The sequence below is a fragment of the Pseudomonas fungipugnans genome (assembly GCF_029955235.1).
In the GTDB taxonomy this organism is placed as follows: Bacteria; Pseudomonadota; Gammaproteobacteria; order Pseudomonadales; family Pseudomonadaceae; genus Aquipseudomonas; species Aquipseudomonas fungipugnans.
Genome location: NZ_JARBWL010000002.1, coordinates 1,138,097 through 1,160,093, shown reverse-complemented (window position 1 = coordinate 1,160,093; position 21,997 = coordinate 1,138,097). Strand labels below are relative to the sequence as shown.

18 protein-coding genes and 1 other RNA gene are annotated in these 21,997 nt (G+C 58.0%); 17 read left to right on the top strand and 2 right to left on the bottom strand.

Annotated elements, in window-relative coordinates:
- The first annotated feature begins 104 nt into the window (after positions 1-104).
- From POF45_RS20060 to ssrA, 7 genes are all read left to right on the top strand, one after another.
- On the top strand, positions 105-1,799 hold the full coding sequence (locus tag POF45_RS20060) for a lactate permease LctP family transporter (protein WP_259499218.1): 1,695 nt from the start codon (positions 105-107) through the stop codon (positions 1,797-1,799).
- Positions 1,800-1,949: 150 nt separating this feature from the next.
- Positions 1,950-2,774, top strand: coding sequence for a (Fe-S)-binding protein (locus POF45_RS20055; protein WP_259499216.1), 825 nt, complete (start codon positions 1,950-1,952; stop codon positions 2,772-2,774).
- Positions 2,771-4,225 (top strand): LutB/LldF family L-lactate oxidation iron-sulfur protein, encoded by a 1,455-nt coding sequence (locus POF45_RS20050; RefSeq protein ID WP_259499214.1) that lies wholly within the window; start codon positions 2,771-2,773, stop codon positions 4,223-4,225. Before POF45_RS20055 ends, POF45_RS20050 begins: the two co-directional genes overlap by 4 nt.
- Positions 4,225-4,896, top strand: a complete 672-nt coding sequence (locus POF45_RS20045) for a LutC/YkgG family protein (RefSeq protein ID WP_282316525.1) — start codon at positions 4,225-4,227, stop codon at positions 4,894-4,896. Before POF45_RS20050 ends, POF45_RS20045 begins: the two co-directional genes overlap by 1 nt.
- On the top strand, positions 4,893-7,703 hold the full coding sequence (locus POF45_RS20040; protein ID WP_282316524.1) for an FAD-binding and (Fe-S)-binding domain-containing protein: 2,811 nt from the start codon (positions 4,893-4,895) through the stop codon (positions 7,701-7,703). Before POF45_RS20045 ends, POF45_RS20040 begins: the two co-directional genes overlap by 4 nt.
- A gap of 129 nt (positions 7,704-7,832) precedes the next feature.
- Positions 7,833-8,114: a hypothetical protein gene (locus POF45_RS20035; RefSeq protein ID WP_259499208.1), complete on the top strand. Its 282-nt coding sequence runs from the start codon at positions 7,833-7,835 to the stop codon at positions 8,112-8,114.
- Positions 8,115-8,212: 98 nt separating this feature from the next.
- Positions 8,213-8,601: a transfer-messenger RNA gene (ssrA, locus tag POF45_RS20030) on the top strand.
- A 52-nt stretch (positions 8,602-8,653) separates the two neighbouring features.
- On the opposite strand, the gene POF45_RS20025 is transcribed toward ssrA, so the two are convergent.
- Together POF45_RS20025 and POF45_RS20020 are read right to left on the bottom strand one after the other, a co-directional pair.
- A complete protein-coding gene (locus POF45_RS20025; RefSeq protein WP_282316523.1) occupies positions 8,654-10,543 on the bottom strand; it encodes a DEAD/DEAH box helicase in 1,890 nt (629 codons plus the stop codon).
- 554 nt (positions 10,544-11,097) lie between these two features.
- A complete protein-coding gene (locus POF45_RS20020) occupies positions 11,098-11,664 on the bottom strand; it encodes a hypothetical protein (protein WP_259499166.1) in 567 nt (188 codons plus the stop codon).
- A 750-nt stretch (positions 11,665-12,414) separates the two neighbouring features.
- On the opposite strand from POF45_RS20020, the gene ectB reads away from it, so the two are divergent.
- The 10 genes from ectB to POF45_RS19970 all read left to right on the top strand — a co-directional run bounded on the left by ectB (position 12,415) and on the right by POF45_RS19970 (position 21,996).
- Positions 12,415-13,677, top strand: a complete 1,263-nt coding sequence (ectB, locus tag POF45_RS20015) for a diaminobutyrate--2-oxoglutarate transaminase (protein WP_259503089.1) — start codon at positions 12,415-12,417, stop codon at positions 13,675-13,677.
- The gene (locus POF45_RS20010) at positions 13,674-14,141 is read left to right on the top strand and encodes a GNAT family N-acetyltransferase (protein ID WP_259499164.1); all 468 of its coding nucleotides are present in this window, start codon (positions 13,674-13,676) and stop codon (positions 14,139-14,141) included. The genes ectB and POF45_RS20010 overlap by 4 nt, the downstream gene beginning before the upstream one ends.
- Positions 14,142-14,150: 9 nt before the next feature.
- On the top strand, positions 14,151-15,464 hold the full coding sequence (locus POF45_RS20005; protein WP_259499162.1) for a SidA/IucD/PvdA family monooxygenase: 1,314 nt from the start codon (positions 14,151-14,153) through the stop codon (positions 15,462-15,464).
- Between the two features lie 52 nt (positions 15,465-15,516).
- Complete coding sequence (locus POF45_RS20000) at positions 15,517-16,140, top strand: LysE family translocator (protein WP_259499160.1); 624 nt, start codon at positions 15,517-15,519, stop codon at positions 16,138-16,140.
- 9 nt (positions 16,141-16,149) lie between these two features.
- Positions 16,150-16,437, top strand: a complete 288-nt coding sequence (locus POF45_RS19995) for a hypothetical protein (protein WP_259499159.1) — start codon at positions 16,150-16,152, stop codon at positions 16,435-16,437.
- A 300-nt stretch (positions 16,438-16,737) separates the two neighbouring features.
- Entirely contained in the window at positions 16,738-18,033 is a 1,296-nt protein-coding gene (locus POF45_RS19990) for an NRAMP family divalent metal transporter (protein WP_259499157.1), read from the top strand.
- Positions 18,034-18,351: 318 nt separating this feature from the next.
- Positions 18,352-18,885, top strand: a complete 534-nt coding sequence (locus tag POF45_RS19985) for a hypothetical protein (RefSeq protein ID WP_282316522.1) — start codon at positions 18,352-18,354, stop codon at positions 18,883-18,885.
- Positions 18,882-20,342, top strand: a complete 1,461-nt coding sequence (locus tag POF45_RS19980; RefSeq protein WP_282316521.1) for an ATPase domain-containing protein — start codon at positions 18,882-18,884, stop codon at positions 20,340-20,342. The genes POF45_RS19985 and POF45_RS19980 overlap by 4 nt, the downstream gene beginning before the upstream one ends.
- 42 nt (positions 20,343-20,384) lie before the next feature.
- Positions 20,385-21,374: a sensor histidine kinase gene (locus tag POF45_RS19975; RefSeq protein WP_282316520.1), complete on the top strand. Its 990-nt coding sequence runs from the start codon at positions 20,385-20,387 to the stop codon at positions 21,372-21,374.
- Positions 21,375-21,429: 55 nt separating this feature from the next.
- Positions 21,430-21,996 (top strand): GNAT family N-acetyltransferase, encoded by a 567-nt coding sequence (locus tag POF45_RS19970; protein WP_282316519.1) that lies wholly within the window; start codon positions 21,430-21,432, stop codon positions 21,994-21,996.
- Position 21,997: the final 1 nt, after the last annotated feature.

Genomic DNA, 21,997 nt, shown 5'->3' with positions numbered 1-21,997 from the left:
CACACAAGGCTTTTACCCTAGCCAACAGCGATTGTAAATTGGTATTACCAATTAACCAAGAACGCTGACAGTGCCTGACCAACAACAATTAGGGGCCACCCCATATGCAAACCTGGCAACAGCTCTACAGCCCGCTCGGCAGTCTCGGCGTGTCCGCGCTCGCGGCCGTCATTCCCATCGTTTTCTTTTTCCTGGCTCTGGCCGTATTCCGCCTCAAAGGCCACGTGGCCGGCAGCATCACGCTGGCATTGGCCATCGCCGTCGCCATTTTCGCCTTCCAGATGCCGGTCGACATGGCCTTCGCTGCTGCCGGATATGGCTTTGCCTATGGCCTGTGGCCGATTGCCTGGATCATTGTCGCAGCGGTATTCCTCTACAAACTGACGGTCAAGAGCGGTCAGTTCGAAGTGATCCGCAGCTCAGTGCTGTCGATCACCGACGACCAACGCCTGCAAGTGCTGCTGATAGGCTTCTGCTTCGGCGCGTTCCTGGAGGGTGCCGCCGGTTTCGGTGCGCCGGTGGCGATTACCGCCGCGCTGCTGGTAGGGCTGGGCTTCAACCCACTTTATGCCGCAGGCTTGTGCCTGATCGCCAACACCGCGCCGGTCGCATTCGGTGCGCTGGGCATCCCGATCATCGTCGCCGGGCAAGTGACCGGCATCGACGCCTTCAAGATCGGCGCCATGACCGGTCGCCAACTGCCACTGCTGTCACTGTTCGTGCCGTTCTGGCTGGTGTTCATGATGGACGGCATGCGTGGCGTGCGCGAAACCTGGCCAGCAGCACTGGTTGCCGGTTTGAGTTTTGCCGTTACCCAGTATTTCACCTCGAACTTCATCGGCCCTGAACTGCCGGACATCACTTCGGCGCTGGTCAGCCTGATTTCCCTGACGCTGTTCCTGAAAGTCTGGCAGCCAAAACGCACTGCCGGCGCACAGATTGCCGGCGCCACGGCTGGCGCAACCGTCACCGCCAGCGTCGGCGGTTTCGGCCAGCCGCGCACCAGCGTGGCATCGCCCTACAGCCTGCTGGACATTTTCAAGGCCTGGTCGCCGTTCCTGATCCTCACTGTGCTGGTCACTATCTGGACCCTGAAACCGTTCAAGGCGATGTTCGCCGCTGGCGGCGCGATGTACAGCTCGGTATTCAACTTCGCCATCCCGCACCTTGATCAACTGGTGATCAAGGTGGCGCCGATCGTAACCACGCCGACGGCCATTCCAGCCGTGTTCAAACTCGATCCGATTTCCGCTACCGGCACGGCGATTTTCTTCTCCGCGCTGATCTCGATGCTGGTGCTGAAGATCAATTTTAAAACTGGTCTTACCACTTTTAAAGAAACCCTCTACGAACTGAGATGGCCAATTTTGTCCATCGGCATGGTGTTGGCATTTGCCTTTGTTACCAACTATTCAGGGATGTCTTCGACCATGGCCCTGGTGCTGGCGGCAACGGGCGCGGCGTTCCCGTTCTTCTCGCCGTTCCTGGGTTGGCTAGGCGTGTTCCTGACAGGCTCCGACACCTCTTCCAACGCGCTCTTCAGTTCGCTGCAAGCGACCACCGCGCACCAGATCGGTGTCAACGATGTGTTGCTGGTGGCGGCGAATACCAGTGGCGGCGTGACCGGCAAAATGATTTCGCCGCAATCGATCGCCGTGGCCTGCGCTGCAACGGGTCTGGTGGGCAAGGAGTCGGATCTGTTCCGCTTCACCCTCAAGCACAGCCTATTCTTTGCAACGATTGTCGGTCTGATCACCCTGGCTCAGGCCTACTGGTTCACCGGCATGCTGGTGCACTAAAGCTACAAGCAACACGGAAAAAACCGACGCCGGACCACGATTCCGGCGTCAGCTATTCACAACCGGGTCTGTAAGGCTGCTGAAAGAAACTCTCTTTATATTCAGCAGCCTCAACGGACGGATAACCGGGACCACCCGGAGACACGCCTGATGAGCGAGCTTTTTTACAACGCTGTGCCGAACGCGACCCGTGTCGCCCCGCCACTGCCCGAGCCTCGGCAATACCCCAACGAAAAACCGTCGCGGGTCTATTTGTTCGGGACTTGCGTGGTGGATTTGTTCTACCCGCAAGCCGGAATGGACGCGATTCACTTGCTGGAGCGCGAAGGCATTCGTGTCGAGTATCCACAAGGGCAAAGCTGCTGCGGACAACCGGCCTACACCTCGGGTTACACCAAACAGGCCCGCAGCGTGGCGCGCTCGCAACTGGCGTTGTTCGCCGGGGACTATCCGGTGGTGGTGCCGTCGGGATCTTGTGCCGGCATGTTGCGTGAGCACTATGCCGACCTGTTCAAGGACGAACCGGACACGCTGAAACAGGTTCAGGCCCTGGCCGCCCGAACCTACGAGCTGGCCGAATTCCTGCTGTTTGTCTGCAAGGTGCAGCTCAAGGACAGCGGTGAACCGGTCAAGGTGGCGCTGCACACCTCGTGTTCGGCACGCCGTGAAATGAATACCCACCTGCATGGCCGCGAGCTGTTGGCGCAGTTGAGCAACGTGGAGCGCGTTGATCACAGCCACGAAAGTGAATGCTGTGGCTTCGGCGGGACTTTCAGCGTCCGTATGCCAGACATTTCCGGCGCGATGGTGGCTGACAAGACCCGCGCGTTGAAGGAGTCCGGCGCGCACCAGGTACTCAGTGCCGACTGCGGCTGTCTGATGAACATCAACGGCTCGCTGGAGAAACAGAAGGAAGCGTTACGCGGTCAACACCTGGCCAGCTTCCTGTGGACGCGTACCGGGGGTGCCCGATGAGCACTTCCACGATTATTCCTACGGTTACCGTAGAAGAAGATTTCCGCGCCCGGGCTCACGAGGCTTTGGCTGACACGCAATTGCGAAACAACTTTCGCACCGCGATGGATTCACTGATGACCAAACGGGCAGCGTCCTTCAGCGATGCCCATGAAAGAGAACACCTTCGGGTGCTGGGCAATGCTGTCCGCGCCCGTGCGTTATCCAAGCTGCCCGACTTGCTCGAACAGCTTGAACAGAACCTGACCCGCAACGGTGTGACAGTGCATTGGGCGGAAACGGTGGACGAGGCCAATGGCATCGTCCTCTCGATCATCCGCGCTCACGAGGGGCGGCAAGTGATCAAGGGCAAATCGATGGTCAGCGAAGAAATGGAGATGAACCATGTCCTCGCTGAACAGGGCATTGAATGCCTGGAATCGGACATGGGCGAGTACATCGTCCAGCTCGACCACGAGAAGCCTTCACACATTATTATGCCGGCAATCCACAAGAATGCCGGTCAGGTCGCGTCCTTGTTCCACGACAAACTTGGCGTGGAATACACCAAGGACGTTGACCAACTCATTCAGATCGGTCGCAACGTCTTGCGGCAGAAATTCTTCGAAGCGGACATCGGCGTCTCCGGTGTCAACTTCGCCGTGGCCGAAACCGGCACTCTGCTGCTGGTGGAAAACGAAGGCAACGGGCGCATGTCGACCACCGTGCCACCGGTGCACATCGCCGTCACTGGCATCGAAAAAGTCGTTGAAAACCTGCGCGACGTTGTGCCGCTATTGTCGTTGCTGACCCGCTCCGCCCTCGGCCAGCCGATCACCACTTACGTCAACATGATCTCCGGCCCACGCAAGGCACACGAGCTCGACGGCCCACAGGAAGTGCACCTGGTATTGCTCGACAACGGTCGCAGCCAGGCCTTCGCCGACAGTGAATTGCGTCAGACCCTGAACTGCATCCGCTGCGGCGCCTGCATGAATCATTGCCCGGTCTACACCCGAATCGGCGGCCACGCCTATGGCGAGGTTTATCCTGGCCCTATCGGAAAAATCATCACGCCGCACATGGTGGGCCTGGCAAAAGTCCCGGACCATCCGAGCGCGTCGTCACTGTGTGGCGCCTGCGGTGAAGTCTGCCCGGTAAAAATTCCGATCCCGGCCTTGCTGCGTCGCCTGCGAGAAGAAAACGTCAAGGCCCCGGACAGCCCGCATCAAGTCATGCGCGGTCAGGGCAGCAAATATTCGCGCAAAGAACGTTTCATCTGGAACGCCTGGGCCCGACTCAACAGCTCGCCGACGCTCTATCGACTTTTCGTCTTCTTCGCCACACGCCTGCGCGCCCTCGCACCGAGCAACGTCGGGCCATGGACGCAAAATCACAGCGCGCCGAAACCCGCCGCCCGCTCATTGCACGACATGGCCCGCGAGCATCTGGCCAAACAGGGAGACCGTTGATGAGCGCCAAGCAAAATATCCTCGCCAAATTGCGCACAAGTCTGACCGGCGCCACACCAGTGCCTGACAACTTCGACGTCGAACTGGTGACCCAGCCCTACACTTACAGCGCCGAACAACGCATCCCGCAGTTGCGCAAACTGATGGAAGCGGTTCACACCGAAATCCACCTGAGCTCCGGTGAAGGCTGGCCCGAGCTGCTGGTACAGCTGCTGCGGGATCGGCAATTACCCAGCCTGTTGATCGCACCGACTACGCCGCACGGTCAACGCATCGCACAGCATTGGGCGAATAATCCTGACCTGCCTGCTCTCAAATCCTACGACCGCCCGGTAGAGGAATGGAAAGCCGAATTGTTTAACGACACACCCGCCAGCCTGACCGGCACCCTCGGTGCAATTGCCGCCACAGGCAGTCTGATCCTGTGGCCGACGCGCGAAGAACCGCGGCTGATGAGCCTGGTGCCGCCGGTGCATTTCGCCCTGCTCAAGGCCAGTGAAATTCGTGACAACTTCTATCAGGTGCAGCAGGAGTTCGAGTGGGCTCAAGGCATGCCGACCAATGCCCTGCTGGTGTCTGGCCCGTCCAAAACCGCCGACATCGAGCAAGTGCTGGCCTACGGCGCTCACGGCCCGAAAGACCTGGTGGTGTTGATCCTGGAGGACCAATGACCCTACCCGCGGCTTTCCTGCGTGATGCGCAGCAACTGATCCCGAAAGGTCGGCGTTTCGACGATCCCCTGTCGACACTGGCCTTCGGCACCGACGCCAGTTTTTACCGGCTGATCCCGCAACTGGTGATCCGCGTCGAGTCTGAAGACGAAGTGGTGGCGCTGCTGAAACTGGCGCAACGGGACCAGGTCCCGGTCACCTTCCGTGCGGCTGGCACCAGTCTTTCAGGGCAGGCCATCAGTGACTCGGTCCTGATTGTATTGGGGGATAACTGGAACGCTCGCGAGATTCGCGGCCAGGGCATGCAAATCCGCCTGCAACCGGGCGTGATCGGTGCCCAGGCCAACGCCTGGCTGGCACCGTTCGGACGCAAGATCGGCCCCGACCCGGCTTCGATCAATGCCTGCAAGATCGGCGGCATCGTCGCCAACAACGCCAGCGGCATGTGCTGCGGCACAGCACAAAACACCTATCACACCCTGGCCGGCATTCGCTTGGTATTGGCCGATGGCAGCCGTCTCGACACCGAAGACGCCACCAGCATTGCGGCGTTCCGCGAAAGCCATGGCGAACTGCTGGAACGTCTGGCGACGTTGGGCCGCGAGACTCGCGCAAATGCCGAACTGGCTGCCAGAATCCGCCACAAATACCGTCTGAAAAATACCACCGGCCTGTCACTCAACGCCCTGGTAGATTTCGACGAGCCTGTGGATATCTTGAGCCACTTGCTGGTCGGCTCCGAAGGCACCCTCGGTTTCATCAGCGCGGTGACTTACGACACGGTGATCGACCACCCGAACAAGGCCTCGGCACTGATCGTGTTTCCAGATGTGGAAACCTGCTGCAACGCAGTCACCGTGCTGAAAAACCAGTCGGTGTCCGCCGTGGAGCTGCTGGACCGACGCAGTTTGCGATCGGTGCAGGACAAACCAGGCATGCCGGCTTTCGTACAGCAGCTGTCGGATAAGGCCTGTGCACTACTGATCGAATCCCGCGCCGCATCGTCCACTCTGCTACAGGAACAGCTGGCGCAGATCATGGCGTCGCTGACCGCATTCCCGGTTGAGAAACAGGTCGACTTCACCGAAGACCCATTGGAAAACGCCCGACTGTGGGCAATCCGCAAGGACACCTTCCCCGCCGTCGGTGCGGTGCGCAAAACCGGAACCACCGTGATCATCGAAGACGTGACGTTCCCGGTGGAACAACTGGCCATTGGCGTCAACCGCCTGATCGAGCTGTTCGACAAACATCACTACGACGAAGCAATCCTTTTCGGACACGCGCTGGAAGGTAATCTGCACTTCGTCTTCACCCAAGGCTTCAACAGCCCGGAAGAAGTCGCACGCTACCAGGCGTTCATGGACGACGTGGCGCAACTGGTGGCGGTGGAATTCGGTGGTTCGCTGAAAGCCGAGCACGGCACCGGTCGTAACATGGCGCCCTTCGTCGAACTGGAATGGGGCAGCGATGCCTATCAGTTGATGTGGCAACTCAAACACCTGCTCGACCCCAACGGCATTCTCAATCCGGACGTGGTGCTCAGCGACGATCCGCAAATTCACCTAAAGCACCTGAAACCACTGCCGGCCGCTGACGAGATTGTGGACAAGTGCATCGAGTGCGGTTTCTGTGAACCGGTGTGCCCCTCGAAAGGCCTGACCCTCAGCCCGCGTCAGCGCATCGTGATCTGGCGCGATATTCAGGCAAAGAAACGTGCCGGTATCGACACCACTGAACTGGAACAGGCTTACGAATACCAAGGCATCGAGACCTGTGCCGCCACCGGCCTCTGTGCCCAGCGCTGCCCTGTAGGAATCAATACCGGCGAGCTGGTGAAAAAGCTCCGCGGCCGTAACGCGACGCACACGAAAACCGCCAACTGGCTTGAAGGGAATTTCGCCACTGCTCTGCAAGGTGCACGCTTCACCCTGCACGTGGCCAACGGTGCGCGGATGCTGCTGGGAGCGCCGCGACTGGCGAAAGTTTCAGCAACACTGACGAGGCTGTCCAAAGGCCAAGTGCCGCAATGGACCAGCGCCATGCCGCAGCCGGAAAAAGCCATTCGCTTTAGCCCGACCTTGTCGGACGAACGCCCTCGGGTGGTGTACCTGGCGGCTTGCGTATCGCGGGTCATGGGCCCGGCGGCAAGTGATAAAGAGCAGATGTCGTTGTACGACAAAACCCGCGGGCTGCTGGAAAAAGCCGGTTACCAGGTGGTCTTCCCCGACAATCAGGACAACCTCTGCTGCGGCCAGCCGTTCGCCTCCAAAGGCTATGCCGAGCAAGCTGAACACAAGCGTCAGGAATTGATCGGCGCGTTGCTGCACGCCAGCCGTGGCGGGCTCGACCCAATCTACTGCGACACCAGCCCCTGTACTCTGCGACTGGTTCAGGACCTGGGCGAAGTTCGACTGGACCTGTACGACCCGGTGCGGTTCATCCGTACGCACTTGATGGATCGCCTGGAGTTCACGCCGCAGGAAGCACCGATCGCGGTGCACGTCACCTGCAGCACCCAGCATCTGGGCGAGAGCCAGGCGCTGATCGATCTGGCGCGAAAATGCAGCAACAACGTGGTGATCCCCGAGGGCATTCATTGCTGCGGATTTGCCGGTGACAAGGGCTTCACGACGCCAGAGTTGAACGCGCATTCGCTAAGGACATTGAAAGAGGCGGTGCAGCACTGCGGCGAAGGGATTTCTACCAGCCGCACCTGTGAGATCGGTCTGACGCAACACGGTGAAATTGACTACCACGGGCTGGTCTATCTGGTGGATCGCGTCACCCGGCCAAGGGCGCGCTGAAGAAAAATAGAACCCTGACGCGCCGCCGTAGTCCATTGATCAAGCCCCGGCCAATACGGGGCCTTCCCAAACCCGGTAGCCCGTCCTGATGGCCAGCGATGCCTGGACCTTCAGTTCAAGGAGATACACATGAAACGTTCTGTACTGTTAGGTCTGTTCGTTACTGCATCGCTGATGGCGTCCACCTCGTTTGCCGCTACAAAAGACGAATGCACGGAAAATATTCACACCATCGAGAACGCCAAGGCACAGTACTCGACGACGGATATCGCACCTCAGGTAGAGGCTAGCCTTGCAAAAGCCAAGGCGCTCAACGCGCAAAACACCAAAGAGAGCGCCAAGGAATGCACTGTCGAAACCACCCAGACCATCCAGTTGCTGCGCAACGCGAACAAAGACGGTAAAAGCTGATAGCCGCTCAAGGTCAACCTTCGGGTTGGCCTTCTGAGCCGCGTTGGCGTACACTGCACAGGCTTGTTGCTCACTTTGATTCACAGAGCAACAGGCTCGGGGCCGTTTAGGATTCGACGCCGGTTGCGAAACTTTAGGTGCATGCCGAGTTGGTAACAGAACTCGTAAATCCACTGTTGCAACTACTTATAGTTGCCAATGACGACCAATACGGTGTTGCTCTCGCTGCTTAATTGCAGCTGACATCACTCCTGGTACCTTCGGGTCCAGCAATCACTAGGGGATGTCTGTAAACCCGAAGTGATTGTCATATAGAACAGAATCGCCGTGCAGTACGTTGTGGACGAAGCGGCTAAAACTTACACAACTCGCCCAAAGCACCCTGCCCTTCGGGTCGCTGAGGGTTAACTTAATAGAAACGGCTACGCATGTAGTACCGACAGCGGAGTACTGGCGGACGGGGGTTCAAATCCCCCCGGCTCCACCAAACTCGAAGCAAAACAAAACCCGCCAAGTGCGGGTTTTGTTGCATCTGGGGTTCACCCCACCGACGCTACCGTATCGACCTGCGCCAGGTGTTCGCTGACCGTGCTGATCGCCTCGTGGACCCGTCGGGTGAAACTGGAGTGATCACGGTACATCATCACCAACCGATCAATCGTCCGGGTCATGGCGACGTACAGCAGGCGCGCTTCGTCTGCCTCATCTTCGCCCTTGATCGGCATGTCATGCAGAGAAGGGATGATCACCAGGCCAAACTCCAGGCCCTTGCTGGAGTGCATGCTGACAATTTTGACCGCATCCGCACCGTCGTAAAGTTTGCTGCGGTCTTTGTTGGAGCGCCCGGAGACGAAAGGGATGCCAGCGTCCGTCAGGATTTTTTCAATCCGCACAGCCTGGGTTGAGTGTCGGTAAATGACGGCCATGTCTTCCAGCGCGCGCCCTCTGCGTTGTTCGTCGCGAAGGCGCTCGACGATACAATCTCGTTCCAGCCAAGGCGCTGCACAGTGCAGCAGTTCCGGAAGGCGGCCTCGTCTGCCGGCGCTTTGTGGCGCGACGATAGGGACGTTGTCTTCCTGAGCTTCGCGGGCATTCAACAGTTCCAGGGAGAAGGCCCGGGCCACAGACAGCACTTCCAGAGTGTTGCGGTAGTTGAGCCGCAAGATGGTTGTACGTCCTGATGCCTGGATACCGACGCTGGCGAAGCTGAACTCCATGCCGCCCTTGCCGGCTCTGCCGCGATAGATGGATTGCGCATCGTCGTAGAGCACCAAGAGGGAGTTGCTGGCGGGATCTAGTAGATCAACGGCCAATTTGAACCACTCGGGCTGGAAGTCGTGGCCTTCATCGATCAAGATGCCGGCATATTGATCCTTGGCAATCTGCCCGTTTGCAACGCCCAGAAGCACGTTGCGTTCAAGCAATGCCTTGGCGTCCCCGGGGCTCATTTTATTGTCTGGCAGTTCGCCGCCCGAAGCCTTCAACAGGTCCCAGCACCAGCCGTGGAAGTTCCGCACCGACACTTTGTCGCTGAGGCCACGCGCGGCCAGTACCTGTTTCAGACGCCCAGCCAGGGATTTGTTGTAGCACAGCACCAGGATGGGTTTGCTGCTGGTTTGCGCCAGGTACACGCAGCGATATCCCAGGATCATGGTCTTGCCACTGCCAGCCACACCATGAATCACGCGATGGCCTTCGCCCATGGACCGCGCCAACTGCTCCTGTTGCAGGTCCATCACTTTGATAAAACTCGGCACCGGCGCGTCATGTTCGCTGAACAGACCGAACTGACCGGGTGAGACGTTTACTCGCACTTCTGGAAACAGGTGGTAGCGTACTCGGTCAATCTGCTCCTCTGTGAGGCGGCACGAGAACATCTGAACAAACATCCGTACCAGACGCGCCTCAAAATCCTCGCTCTCCACCGTCTCGGTCATTTCATCTCGGCAGATCACTCGCTGTGGGGCAAGCACATCGGCAAGCCCAGCGCTCTCGAACTGCTTACGGGTGATCTCGGTCAGCACCACGCCCCAGCTGTAGGGCATCAGCAAATTACCCTCACGGATGGCGCCTGCCGGTTGCTTCAAGGCAGGGTCTCTCTGCAGCAGACTCACGGCCGCCATGGTATTGATCCGCGCCTGCTCCAGCGGATTGGCGACGGTTTTCAATTGGCCTTCGGCGTGAATCCTGGCGTGCTCGGCAGTCATGCTTGCGATGGTCTCGACCTTCCAGTCCTTGACCTCCAGCACCAGAATTCCCCGCTGCGGATGCATCGCTACAAAGTCTGGCCGCAAGCCCTTCGGGCCCACAGGCACATTGAACCAGCACAGCCAATTGTCCGAAAGTTTCTTCTCCAGGCGTTCAGCCAGGCGGCGTTCGCCCGCAGTATCAAACCGGCAGGTGGTGCGAGAGGGAAAATGTAAAGCCATGTCGTATGCCTTGATCCTTGGCGTACTCGATCAATGTGATCCAGAGCGACGCAAAACAATAAATTCGCAGCTTCACCGTGCGCAGCACGGAACGGGACTCTGGAAACATACTGCAAAGGCGGTCGGACATGGCCAAAGGGGAAAGTGGCAAGTGAAAGCTCCTTCTTCCGTCATGACGCTGCTTTCAGAATCCTTGTAAGCATTGAAACAGTGCCTGCTCCATGGGTTGGCCCGTAGCATCTGGGGGCCGGACTCCCGTGAAATTGGCTAACGGATGCTACTTGAGTTGATGGCGATTAGCCACTCACACCAAAAGCAAGATCATCAATCGGGAACGCTTTGGAATTTATTTCGAGCACGCGGGAAATTGTATGAGCCATGAAGATCGACGCCAACGATAGACAGCCCACACTCCACGTCCCAGGAAATTTCCCGCAACACGCGTCGACTTTCATGAACAGGCGAACCGTATTAGAGCCCGTTAATCTCGAGAATAAAGGGGATGCTTCAAGCATCCCCTTTGCGCATTAAGCGCTAAGTGAGTATTTGAACTGTTATGCTTCAGCTTTAGAAATTTTCCAGAGACCTGTATTGGCATCACGGTTTAAATACGGTGTAGTCGACACAGCATATTTGACGCCTTCACCGCTGGCATGCCCACAGGTGTCCAAAAATCCGCCACGTACATCGTTATAGCCGTTCAGAAAATGGACAACATCGCCCTCCCTCACTTTAAAATCTTTAGGCGTTGAGGTTTCAGCAAAGATCCTCCAATGCAAAGTATCAGCCGGCCTGGCTTCTTTCAGCGCCGTGACGACACTGTATATCGATGGTTTTGACGCATGACCGTTTGTATCTAAATACCCTCCCTCGTTTTTATAAAGATTCCAAAGCAAAATCACATCACAACTTTCCACCTCTGATCCAATCGCTTTCCCTGTGGCGGATTCTATTCTCCACGTACCAGTACCAGGCCCTCGATGAGGGGTAGTGGCGGTAACTACGCCGTAAAGGCTATTCGGGGCAGTCGCGTGATTGCAAGTATCGAGGTATCCACCATCCCAGTTATTGTAGCCATTTTTTATATGAACTTTATCTCCGTATTTCAGAACATCTGACATAACCTATCTCCCTGACAAAGCGTCAAATTAACTTCCATGCGCATTAACTCCCATGCGCACCATCCACGGTGCGCTTATCCGACAACGCACGATCATCGGCACCACTGACCATAGCAACAATCCCGACCCACTCCACATACCACTTATACATATTTGCGATAAACCGGCCCTCTAACTTAATAGCCTAAGATATAAGTTTAATTCCAAAAGCGAGACGCTTCGAACGGTTCAGGCTTAATCGAGCGGCGGGCAATCATTGTCAGGCCGCCAAATGCCTTCAACAAAAACGACTACATAAGATCCCTCTAAAGCGCTGGCTCAGAAGGTGGCCACCATAACGACATCACCTACACGCTCGAGCCTCGGCTCAAGGCGCTTGAGCCAGATTCAACGTTTCGCGCACCACGGCAGATGGATTTTCCGCCGCAGGGCCAGCCTCCAGAAGCGTTCGACAAAGAAGGTCATAAGCATATGAATTTATAATTTTTCAGCTTTTGGATCATTGCTGCTAGTTTAAGAACCGAAAGACGTCATTGTTCCTGCTGGCCAACAGAGCGGGTCATGTTTCATAGGATGAAAGTTGCAAGCGGACTTCAACGGATTAAGGTCTTCTCAGCACTGCTCACATGGCCACTGGGGAATAACTCTACCTATTGAAAGTCCATTTCATTGGATTGATAAACGGTATATGACATGACGGCTACTCTGAGGCACTCGCTTTCAAACGCGGTACCCGCAACGAATGAACCGCTGGATATTTTCGAGCGTAATGAGTCTAACGTTCGCTCTTATTGCCGGGACTTTACCGCCACCTTCCAGACTGCCCAAGGCTCGACGCTGACGAGCGAGCAGGGCCAGGTATTCATCGACTTTTTCAGTGGCGCAGGCGCGTTGAACTATGGGCATAACAACCCGGTGTTGAAGGCTGCCCTGCTTGATTACATCGGTGAAAATGGCATCACCCACGGGTTGGACTTCAAGACGACGGCCAAAAAGGCCTTTCTGACGGCCTTCGAGGAGCAGATCCTGGTGCCCCGTAATCTGCGCTACAAAGTGCAGTTTCCAGGGCCCACCGGCACCAATGCGGTAGAGGCGGCGATCAAGCTGGCCCGCAAATACACCGGACGGCAAAATATCGTGGCCTTTACCAATGCCTTCCACGGCATGTCCCTGGGCTCACTCGCCCTGACGGCCAACCCACGCAAACGTGCGGGTGCGGGCGTCACGTTGAGTAACGTGACCTTCATGCCCTACGACCAGTATTTCGGCGAGGCAGTGGACACCTCCCAATTCCTCGCGCAGATGCTGCGCAACGGCAGCGGAATCGACAAGCCCGCGGCGATTGTGCTGGAAACGGTCCAGGGCGAAGGCGGAGTCACCCATGCATCGGCCGACTGGCTGCAAGCGATCCAGGCGATTGCCCGTGCCCATGACATCCTCTTGATCATCGATGACATTCAGGCGGGCTGCGGCCGTACCGGGGACTTCTTCAGCTTCGAGGCCCTGGGCGTCACCCCCGATATCGTCACGCTGTCCAAATCCATCAGCGGCTATGGCTTGCCGATGTCGCTCACCTTGATTGCTCCGCATCTGGACGTGTGGGAGCCCGGTGAGCACAACGGCACGTTCCGGGGCAACAACCTGGCATTCGTCACGGGCAAGGCGGTGATCGACCACTATTGGACCGACCAGCGTTTTAGCGAAGAGATCAAGGCCAAGGCCAGCTTCTTTCACGAGGGCTTGCAGGCCTTGTCCCAACATTTTTCCGCTCAGGCGCCGAACCAACTCAAAGGCCGAGGTTTTTTCAAGGGGATAGAGTTTCAGGACAAGACCCTGGCTCAAAAAATCGCGGCGCAGGCCTATGCGCTCGGGCTGATCATTGAAACTTCCGGCGTCGACAGCCAGGTATTGAAGTTCTTGCCGGCATTGACCATCACTCGGCACCAGATCAACCAGGGCCTGAAAATACTGGAGCAGGCGTTTGTCGACGTGACCGCGAGGGCTGAGCCATGAGCGCCACTATCGTGACCCGGCATGCGTCACTCGACGATGCGCCGACGATTGCGCCGTTACTGGACAAGTACCGGGGATTTTATGGCGAGCCTTCCAACCTGGCGCAGTCCCTGGCGTTTATCCAGGAGCGTTTCCATCTGGGTGAGTCGATTATTATCGTCGCACTAAGCAACCAGGAGATTATTGGATTTACCCAACTGTTCCCGAGCTTTTCAAGTGTCACGCTGCAACGCTTGTGGATACTTAATGACCTGTATGTTGATGAGGCGCAACGCGGTGCCGGAGCCGGGTTGGCGCTGTTGACTGCGGCCAAGAGGTTTGCCGAGCAAACCGGCGCCAAACAACTCTTTATCGAAGGGGCGGAAGACAATCCCAGGGCGCGAAACTTATACACGCGCTTTGGTTTTGTCGAGAACAGCGATTACCACTATTACCACTTGCCGCTTCATCACATCCAAGGATAGGAGCTTCCCATGTCAGAGACTGTCTACGATATCGTCGGTATTGGCTTCGGCCCTTCCAACCTGGCCTTGGCCATCGGCCTTGAAGAATCGCATTCGCCCTTGTCCTTTCGTTTCCTGGATGCCAAGAAACAGCCCGATTGGCAGGATGAAATGCTGCTCAGCGGCTCGGATATCCAGAACAACCCGCTCAGGGATCTGGTCACACCGCGAAACCCACGCAGCCGCTACGGCTTCGTCAACTACCTGAAGGAAACCGGCCGCCTGTTCGACTACCTCAACCTGCCGTTGACGTACCCGTTACGGCGCGAATATGCCGAATACATCAAATGGGTTGCCGGCCACTTTCAGGGCAGTGTGGAGTCCTCGGCGTTCGCCAACCGGGTAGAGCCGCTGGTGCTCCAGGGCGAACACGTGTGGAAGGTCACTTATAACGACCATCGCGTTATCCATGGGCGCAGCCTGGTGTTGGGCACCGGGCGTACTGCAAACATCCCGACGGTGTTCAGCGGGCTGCTTGGCCCACAGGTGTTTCACCTGAACCACTACCTGGAAAACATCCGCAACCTGCCGCCCTCCGTGCAACGCATCGGCGTGATCGGATCCAGCCAAAGCGCCGTGGAAATCGTCCTCGACCTGAGCGCGAGGTTCCCGGACAAGGAAATCTATTCGCTGCACCGCAGCTTCAGTTTCCGTCTCAAGGACACCAGTCCGTTCAGCGACAAGGTGTACTTCCCGGAGTTCGTCGATTACTACTTCGACCTGCCCGCAGAAGCCAAGGCGCGCCTGGACAAACAGCTGCGGGGCACCAATTACAGTTCTGCCGACGGCGATGTGATAAACGCCCTGTATGTGCGGATCCATGAGGAAAAACTGCAAGGCAAACAGCGCATTCGCATCCTCAATAACATCGCAGTCGAACAGGCGGCGCTAGGGGCGTCGGGGCAGGTGGAACTGGCCCTCAGAGAGGTCAATCAGCAGCAGCACTCGACCTTGACGCTGGACGCGCTGGTCCTGGCCACTGGCTTCAAGGACATTGCGGCCAAGGAAAACGGTGAGCTTTACCCACCGCTGCTTGAGCCCTATCACCGTCTGTTCCGAGCCGATGCCCAAGGGGCGCTTGTGGTCAACCGCGATTACAGTTTGACGGCCCTGAAAGAGTTGCCTGCGGTGTTTCTCAACGGTTTGTGCGAAAGCTCTCACGGCCTGGGTGACGCGGGATCGTTCAGCCTGATATCCCTGCGGGTCGAGCACATTTTGTCAGCCCTGGAAGGACAACTGGCACATGTCCCGGCATTGCATCCACCGGCACAAGCGTTGGCCTGACCCAGCCCCGCAGCAGCCGTCGCTGGCTGCTGCCCCATGACAAGGAGTTCGCATGTTTACTGCAGCACTGATCTACATTCTGGCGGTCATCAGCCCTGGCCCCAATTTCATTATCGTCAGCCGGTTTTCTTCCTTGGGCTCGGTGTCGACCGGCCTTGGGGCGACCTTGGGAATTTGCACGGTTGGCGTGTTCTTCTCAACCATCTCGCTGTTGGGCCTGGCGGCGCTGTTGCACCAGTATCCGGCGTTCTCCAAGGTCGCCACGCTGTGCGGCTCGGCGTACCTGCTGTACATCGCCTACAGCATTATCAAAAGCGTACTGGCGAAAAACACCGGCACGCCTGAAAGCGCTGGGCCGGGTGTTACCAGTTTTGCCAAGGCCTACCGGGTCGGAGTCATCACCAACATCAGCAACATGAAAACCATCGCCTTCATGATCAGTATCTACGCGGGCTTTCTGTCCGCGCCGCGCTCGGACCTCGATAAGGTACTGGTGGTGCTGTTGTGTTCGACCCTGGAAGTCACCTGGTACTCCCTGGTGGCCCTGTTGTTCGGCCAAGGGCCGATCAAGGCATTGTTCCTTAAATACACCCGGCAGATCGACGTCGGATTGGCGGTATTCCTGATAGCGTTTTCCCTCAACAACGCGGTCCCTGTGCTCATTGCAAGTCGCTGAGGCTACACCATGGAATGGAACGAATTGCTCAAGGAAGTGGGTGTGCGCTTCAAATACCGCAGCTGGTTGTTGATCGACGTTCCACCGAATGCTGCACAGTGGAACGGTCGGGGGTTGAATCTGGCGAGCGCCTACCCCGGTGTGACATTGATTCTGGACTGCGGCCTTGAAGGCATTTTCCAGCTTGTCGATGCGCTGGGCCCCGGGATCAGCTATGCGGCGTCACTGCAGGCTGCCCGCCACGCGCCTGCGCGCGCCACCATCCCGGCGTTTCAGGACTTCAAGTGGGCCTGTTAGGCGGCAAGAACCAGAACGTCCGGTGGATTGCCCATAACATTCATTGCCTGATTTGCAGCCAGCCTGGGCTGGCGAAGCACATGAACTTTTCTTCACCCCATCGCCCCGCGCCAACCGGTACATTGCCCTCGCTCATTCAAGAAACTACGGTTTGCCCGCTCTCCCGCGGGCTTTTTTTTGCCTGCTACATCCTCGGACTTTCGCCCATGCCTTGTCCCGGATATCTCTTGTTGAACTCTTCTCGCAGCGCGCCCGTCACAGCTATGTGTGGCACCCCGCCGCCCTATCGCAGCTACGTCCATGAATAATGAAGCTCAGGCTGAAAAACCCTCTGTTTCTGCTAAAACTTCGTGGCTCAAAAAGCTCGGCCCCGGCCTGATTACTGGCGCGGCGGACGACGATCCAAGCGGCATCGCGACCTACTCACAGGCCGGTGCACAGTTTGGCTTGAATACCCTCTGGACCTTGTTCCTGACGTTTCCGTTGATGGTCGGCATCCAGATGATCAGCGCCCGCATCGGTCGGGTCAGCGGCCACGGCCTGGCGACCAACATTCGTCTTCATTACCCCAAGCCGTTTCTGCTGGGCATCGTCGCGCTGTTGTTGATCGCCAATATCGTGAACATCGCCGCCGACATTGCCGCCATGGGCGAAGCCTTGAAACTGTTGATTGGCGGCCCGGCCCTGCTCTACGCCGTGGGCTTTGGTGTGGTCTCGGTGCTGTTGCAAGTGTTCATTCCCTACAACCGCTACGTGCGCGTCCTCAAGTGGCTGACGCTGGTGCTGCTGGCCTATGTCGGCACCCTGTTTGCCGTGCATATTCCCTGGGGCCAGGTCGCTTACCGGACGGTATGGCCAGCGCTTTCCTGGAAGCCTGAATACGTCACCATGATCGTGGCCATTTTCGGCACGACCATCAGCCCTTATCTGTTTTTCTGGCAAGCCTCGCAAGAGGTCGAAGAACTGGAGGCGCGTCCTAATGCACAGGCCCTTATCGACGCGCCGGATCAAGCCCGGGTCAACTTCAAACGCATCCGTATCGACACCGTGATCGGCATGAGTTTTTCCAACATCATCGCCTTCTTCATCATGCTGACCACCGCCGTGACCCTGCATATACATGGCATGACACAGATTCAAACATCGGCAGACGCCGCCACCGCCCTGCGTCCGATCGCCGGCGAGTTTGCGTTCTGGCTATTCAGTGCCGGGATCATCGGCACCGGCCTGCTGGCCATTCCGGTGCTGGCCGGTTCCGCCGCGTATGCCATCGCGGGCGCGTTGCAGTGGAAAAACAGCCTGGCAGACGAGCCGAAAACGGCCAAGCAGTTCTACGGCATCATTACTGCTGCAACGCTGCTGGGGGTGCTGATCTGTTTTGCACCGATCGACCCGATCAAGGCGTTGATCTGGAGCGCCGTGATCAACTGCGTGATGGCGGTGCCGATCATGTTCATCATGATGTTCATGGCGTCCAACAAAGCCATCATGGGCAAGTTCGTCATTCACTTGAGCCTGAAAGTATTGGGCTGGTGCTGCACCATTGCGATGACCCTGGCCGTGATCGCGATGTTCTGGGGCATGCTGGCAGGTTAGCTCGACGGCTTGAGCCGATACAGGAGTGTGTCCTGGACACCATGGCGCGGCGAATGACGCGCGCGCCTGGTCCTCAGAGGTATGCGGCCTGGCCCAGCTTAAAAACTCGGTATGGACGGCAAAACTGCTGTTCAGGGGCATGCTGGAGCGACCGGTAAAACGTTGGGTCGGGCGCTCTCAAGCTAATTGAGTGCAGTTCTATGGGCAGTAAATGCTCCATGCGTCATCCTTGATAAAGTTGCCGCGCTCGTCGGCAAAGGCCCGGGGGTGCACGCTCGTGCAACCAGGCGAGGAATTTTATAGGGCGCCAGACTTGAATTGGCCGATTTCAAGCGCCCGCCGCCGCGTGATGCAAATCACTCCCGAACACCTCATTGGGTGTACCATCAGGGTCTGTCCTTCAGATATCAGTTAGCCATGCCCACGCTAAGCGAAGAGAGCCGCCAGATCGTAGCTTCTCTGGCGCACCGTGTTGGCCCCAACGCTGACATTGCGAAGATCTCGCAGGTAATTGCTGCGATCTTGCAGGATATGGACGCAGCCCTCGCGCCGATCATTGGTCAACAGGGGGTTGCCGCGCTGTACCGCCGCAGCCTGCACCTGTGCGCTGTCACTCATCCGCGTCTGGCCGGCACCTACGACAGTGTGCAGGCCAACCTGGGACACGCTGCTCTCAAATCGATACTCATTGAGCAAAACGAAACCGATGCATTGTTTTTCGGTGAAGTGTTGCTGACCACCTTTTACGACTTGCTGACCACGCTGATCGGGCCTTCGCTGACTGCACGCCTGCTGTGTGGCGTGTGGGAGCCTTCTTTGAGCGACACCCCTTCGCAGGAAAATTCGCCATGAGCACCAAAGTGACTATCAACCGTCTGGCCACCGGCGTGCCAGGCCTGGACGAGGTGCTGGGCGGAGGTTTGCCGGAGTTTTCGTTCAACCTGATCGCCGGCCCTCCCGGTTGCGGCAAAACCACCCTGGCGCATCAGATGATGTTCAACCTGGCGACGCCTGAACGCCCGGCGCTGTTCTTTACCGTGCTCGGCGAGCCGCCGCTGAAAATGCTGCGCTATCAGCAGCAGTTCGACTTTTTCGACAGCGAAGCGATCAACCAGTCGATTCGCTATATCAATCTGGCCGACGACACCCTGGCCGGCGACCTGGACGAAGTGCTGCGGCGCATCGTCAGCGAAGTCGAGACTCACTCCCCGGCGCTGGTATTTGTCGACTCGTTCCGTTCCGTGGTGCTGGCCAGCCAGACCGAAGACAACCCCAACAACAACCTGCCGCAGTTCGTTCAGCAACTGGGCATGTTGATGACCACCTGGCAGGCGACGACCTTCCTGATCGGTGAGTATTTCACCGAAACCGACACCAACCCGATTTTCACTGTGGCCGATGGCCTGATCTGGTTACGCCAGAGCGTCGAGCGCAATTCGATGGTGCGCAAGATGGAAATCATGAAGATGCGCGGCCAGCCGACGTTACCGGGGCTGCACACGTTTCGTATCGCGACATCAGGGATCAAGGTCTTTCCTCCCGCACCGCTCAACGTGGCTGAAGCACCGCTCCAGTTCCCGATCAAACGCCTGAAAATGGGCGTGCCAGAACTCGACGACATGCTCGGCGGTGGCCTGCCTCGTGGCTACTCGCTACTGGTGGCAGGGCCGTCGGGCTCGGGCAAGAGCATCCTGGCGGCGACTTTTCTTGATGAAGGCGCACGTAACGGTGAAACCGGCGTGATCGCGGTGTTCGAACAGCGGCCCAATCATTCACAAAATGCCACATTGGCCGGCCTGATCCAGAGCGGCCAGATCGGTCTTGTGGACAGTCGCGCACCGGACTTGTCGATCGATGAAATCGTCCAGTTGCTGCTCAGCGAAATTACCCGGCTCAAGGCCACCCGCGTGGTGATCGACTCGCTGTCAGGATTCGAACTGGCGCTGGCGCCGACATTCCGCGGGGACTTTCGCGAGTCCTTGTCACGCATGGTCAGCGCGTTGACCGGTGCCGGCGTCAGTGTGCTGATGACCTCCGAGCTGGAAGATCGCTACACCGACCTGCGCTTCAGCCCGTATGGCACGGCGTTTCTCACCGATGCGATCATCGTCCAGCGCTATATTGAAGTGCAGAGCCGCCTGTTGCGCATCATGGCCGTGGTCAAGGTACGCGCCAGTGCCCACTCCGATGAATTGCGCCTGTACCGCATCGACGACAACGGCCTGCAAATCGGCGAGCGTCTGCCGGAACAGGAAGGCTTGCTCGGCGGCAGGCCAACGCGGCGCCACCTCGACAAAGACGATGCGTGAGCCACAAGCATGACTGAGCCCGATGACAGGAGTACGCAAGCGATGGCCTCAGCCGCTCGTGAACTGTTCCTGCTCGGCCAGAAAACCGTAGAGGCGCGTTCGGTGTTGGCGGCGCTGCAAAAAGAATTGAGCGACACCAACAATCGGCTGGTAGACGCCCAGCAAATCGAACAGCTGGTCGAAGCCAACCAGCAATTGGTACTGGCGATTCTGCTGGCGCAATCGGAGGCGGAGAAGCCTCAACGCTCGCAAGAAGAACAGCGCGTGTTTCTGGAAATGCGCGAAGCCAACGCGCAGCTGGTGATCGCAGCGCTCAGCGCACAAGACCTGCAAGCCTCGGCCGAACACACGCTGGAACAACAACGCAATATTCTGACCCTGGTGGCCCACGAACTGCGCAATCCGCTGACACCGATCAGCATGATCGCCGGGCGCCTGGTGCGGGTGCCCAGCACGGAATTGCCGCGTATGCAGGCGCTGATCGAAGGTCAGGTACAACACATGTCGCGGCTGGTGGACGACTTGCTCGATGTCTCGCGTGCCAGCACCGGCAAACTGCGCCTCGATTGCATGATGGTCGACATGGTGGCGATCATCCATGAAGCCATTGCCGTGTGCAGTCCGGTCATGAACACGCGGCACCTGCACTTCACCGCCGAACTGCCTGACTGCCCGCTGACGGTGAACGGTGACCCGGTGCGCCTTGCACAGATCCTCGGCAACCTGCTGGGCAATGCCGCCAAATACACACCGACTGGAGGCACCGTCACACTATCGGTGACCACCGAGGCCGAGGTGCTGAAGTTGAGCGTTTGTGACAACGGCATCGGCATTTCCGCCAAGGCGCTGCCCTTCATCTTCGAGCCGTTTGTACAAGACGTGCACGCCATCGGCTTCAATGGCGCCGGGCTGGGTATTGGTTTGACCGTGGTTCGCGAGCTGGTCGAAGCCCATGGCGGCACCGTGACCGGCATGAGTGACGGGGATGGTCAAGGCAGCACCTTTATCGTGACATTGCCGCTGGCGGTTTGAGTTTTACCGCCGCTCAAGCAATGCTTGCGCCTGGCCCCCGATTACGGAGCACCCGATGCCGCTGTTGACCCTGCCCTGCAAACGCCTGACGCTGGCGGTGCTTGACCCTGAACAGGCGACGCTGGAAAGCGATTTTTACCAGCGTAACCAGAGGCATCTGGCCCGGTGGTCACCGATTCGCCCCGCCGATTACCACAGCCCTGAACACATTCGCTCACGCCTTGCGGTACAGGCCAGTGCTTTCGAGCTCGGCCTGGCGGTGCATTTCGCGGTGCTTACGGCGGACGCAAGCCAGATGATCGGTGCGTGTAACTACACCGTCATCACTCGTGGGGCCTTTCAGGCCTGCTATCTCGGCTACCACATCGATGAAGCACACGAGGGCCAGGGCTTGATGCATGAAGCCCTGGAAGCGGGCATCCGCTACATGTTCGAAGCGCAGCAACTGCACCGGATCATGGCCAATCATGTCCCCGCAAATGAACGCAGTGCACGGCTACTGGAACGTCTTGGATTTGAACGCGAGGGCTATGCCAAGGCCTATCTGAATATCGCCGGGCGCTGGCAGGATCATGTGCTGACCTCGCTGATCAACCCGGCTCAGAATGCGCAGTACCGCTAAG

Coding starts and splice junctions, on each gene's coding strand:
- POF45_RS20060 (WP_259499218.1), top strand. CDS start 105: ATGCAAACCTGGCAACAGCTCTACAGCCCGCTCGGCAGTCTCGGCGTG.
- POF45_RS20055 (WP_259499216.1), top strand. CDS start 1,950: ATGAGCGAGCTTTTTTACAACGCTGTGCCGAACGCGACCCGTGTCGCC.
- POF45_RS20050 (WP_259499214.1), top strand. CDS start 2,771: ATGAGCACTTCCACGATTATTCCTACGGTTACCGTAGAAGAAGATTTC.
- POF45_RS20045 (WP_282316525.1), top strand. CDS start 4,225: ATGAGCGCCAAGCAAAATATCCTCGCCAAATTGCGCACAAGTCTGACC.
- POF45_RS20040 (WP_282316524.1), top strand. CDS start 4,893: ATGACCCTACCCGCGGCTTTCCTGCGTGATGCGCAGCAACTGATCCCG.
- POF45_RS20035 (WP_259499208.1), top strand. CDS start 7,833: ATGAAACGTTCTGTACTGTTAGGTCTGTTCGTTACTGCATCGCTGATG.
- POF45_RS20025 (WP_282316523.1), bottom strand. CDS start 10,543: ATGGCTTTACATTTTCCCTCTCGCACCACCTGCCGGTTTGATACTGCG.
- POF45_RS20020 (WP_259499166.1), bottom strand. CDS start 11,664: ATGTCAGATGTTCTGAAATACGGAGATAAAGTTCATATAAAAAATGGC.
- POF45_RS20010 (WP_259499164.1), top strand. CDS start 13,674: ATGAGCGCCACTATCGTGACCCGGCATGCGTCACTCGACGATGCGCCG.
- POF45_RS20005 (WP_259499162.1), top strand. CDS start 14,151: ATGTCAGAGACTGTCTACGATATCGTCGGTATTGGCTTCGGCCCTTCC.
- POF45_RS20000 (WP_259499160.1), top strand. CDS start 15,517: ATGTTTACTGCAGCACTGATCTACATTCTGGCGGTCATCAGCCCTGGC.
- POF45_RS19995 (WP_259499159.1), top strand. CDS start 16,150: ATGGAATGGAACGAATTGCTCAAGGAAGTGGGTGTGCGCTTCAAATAC.
- POF45_RS19990 (WP_259499157.1), top strand. CDS start 16,738: ATGAATAATGAAGCTCAGGCTGAAAAACCCTCTGTTTCTGCTAAAACT.
- POF45_RS19980 (WP_282316521.1), top strand. CDS start 18,882: ATGAGCACCAAAGTGACTATCAACCGTCTGGCCACCGGCGTGCCAGGC.
- POF45_RS19975 (WP_282316520.1), top strand. CDS start 20,385: ATGGCCTCAGCCGCTCGTGAACTGTTCCTGCTCGGCCAGAAAACCGTA.
- POF45_RS19970 (WP_282316519.1), top strand. CDS start 21,430: ATGCCGCTGTTGACCCTGCCCTGCAAACGCCTGACGCTGGCGGTGCTT.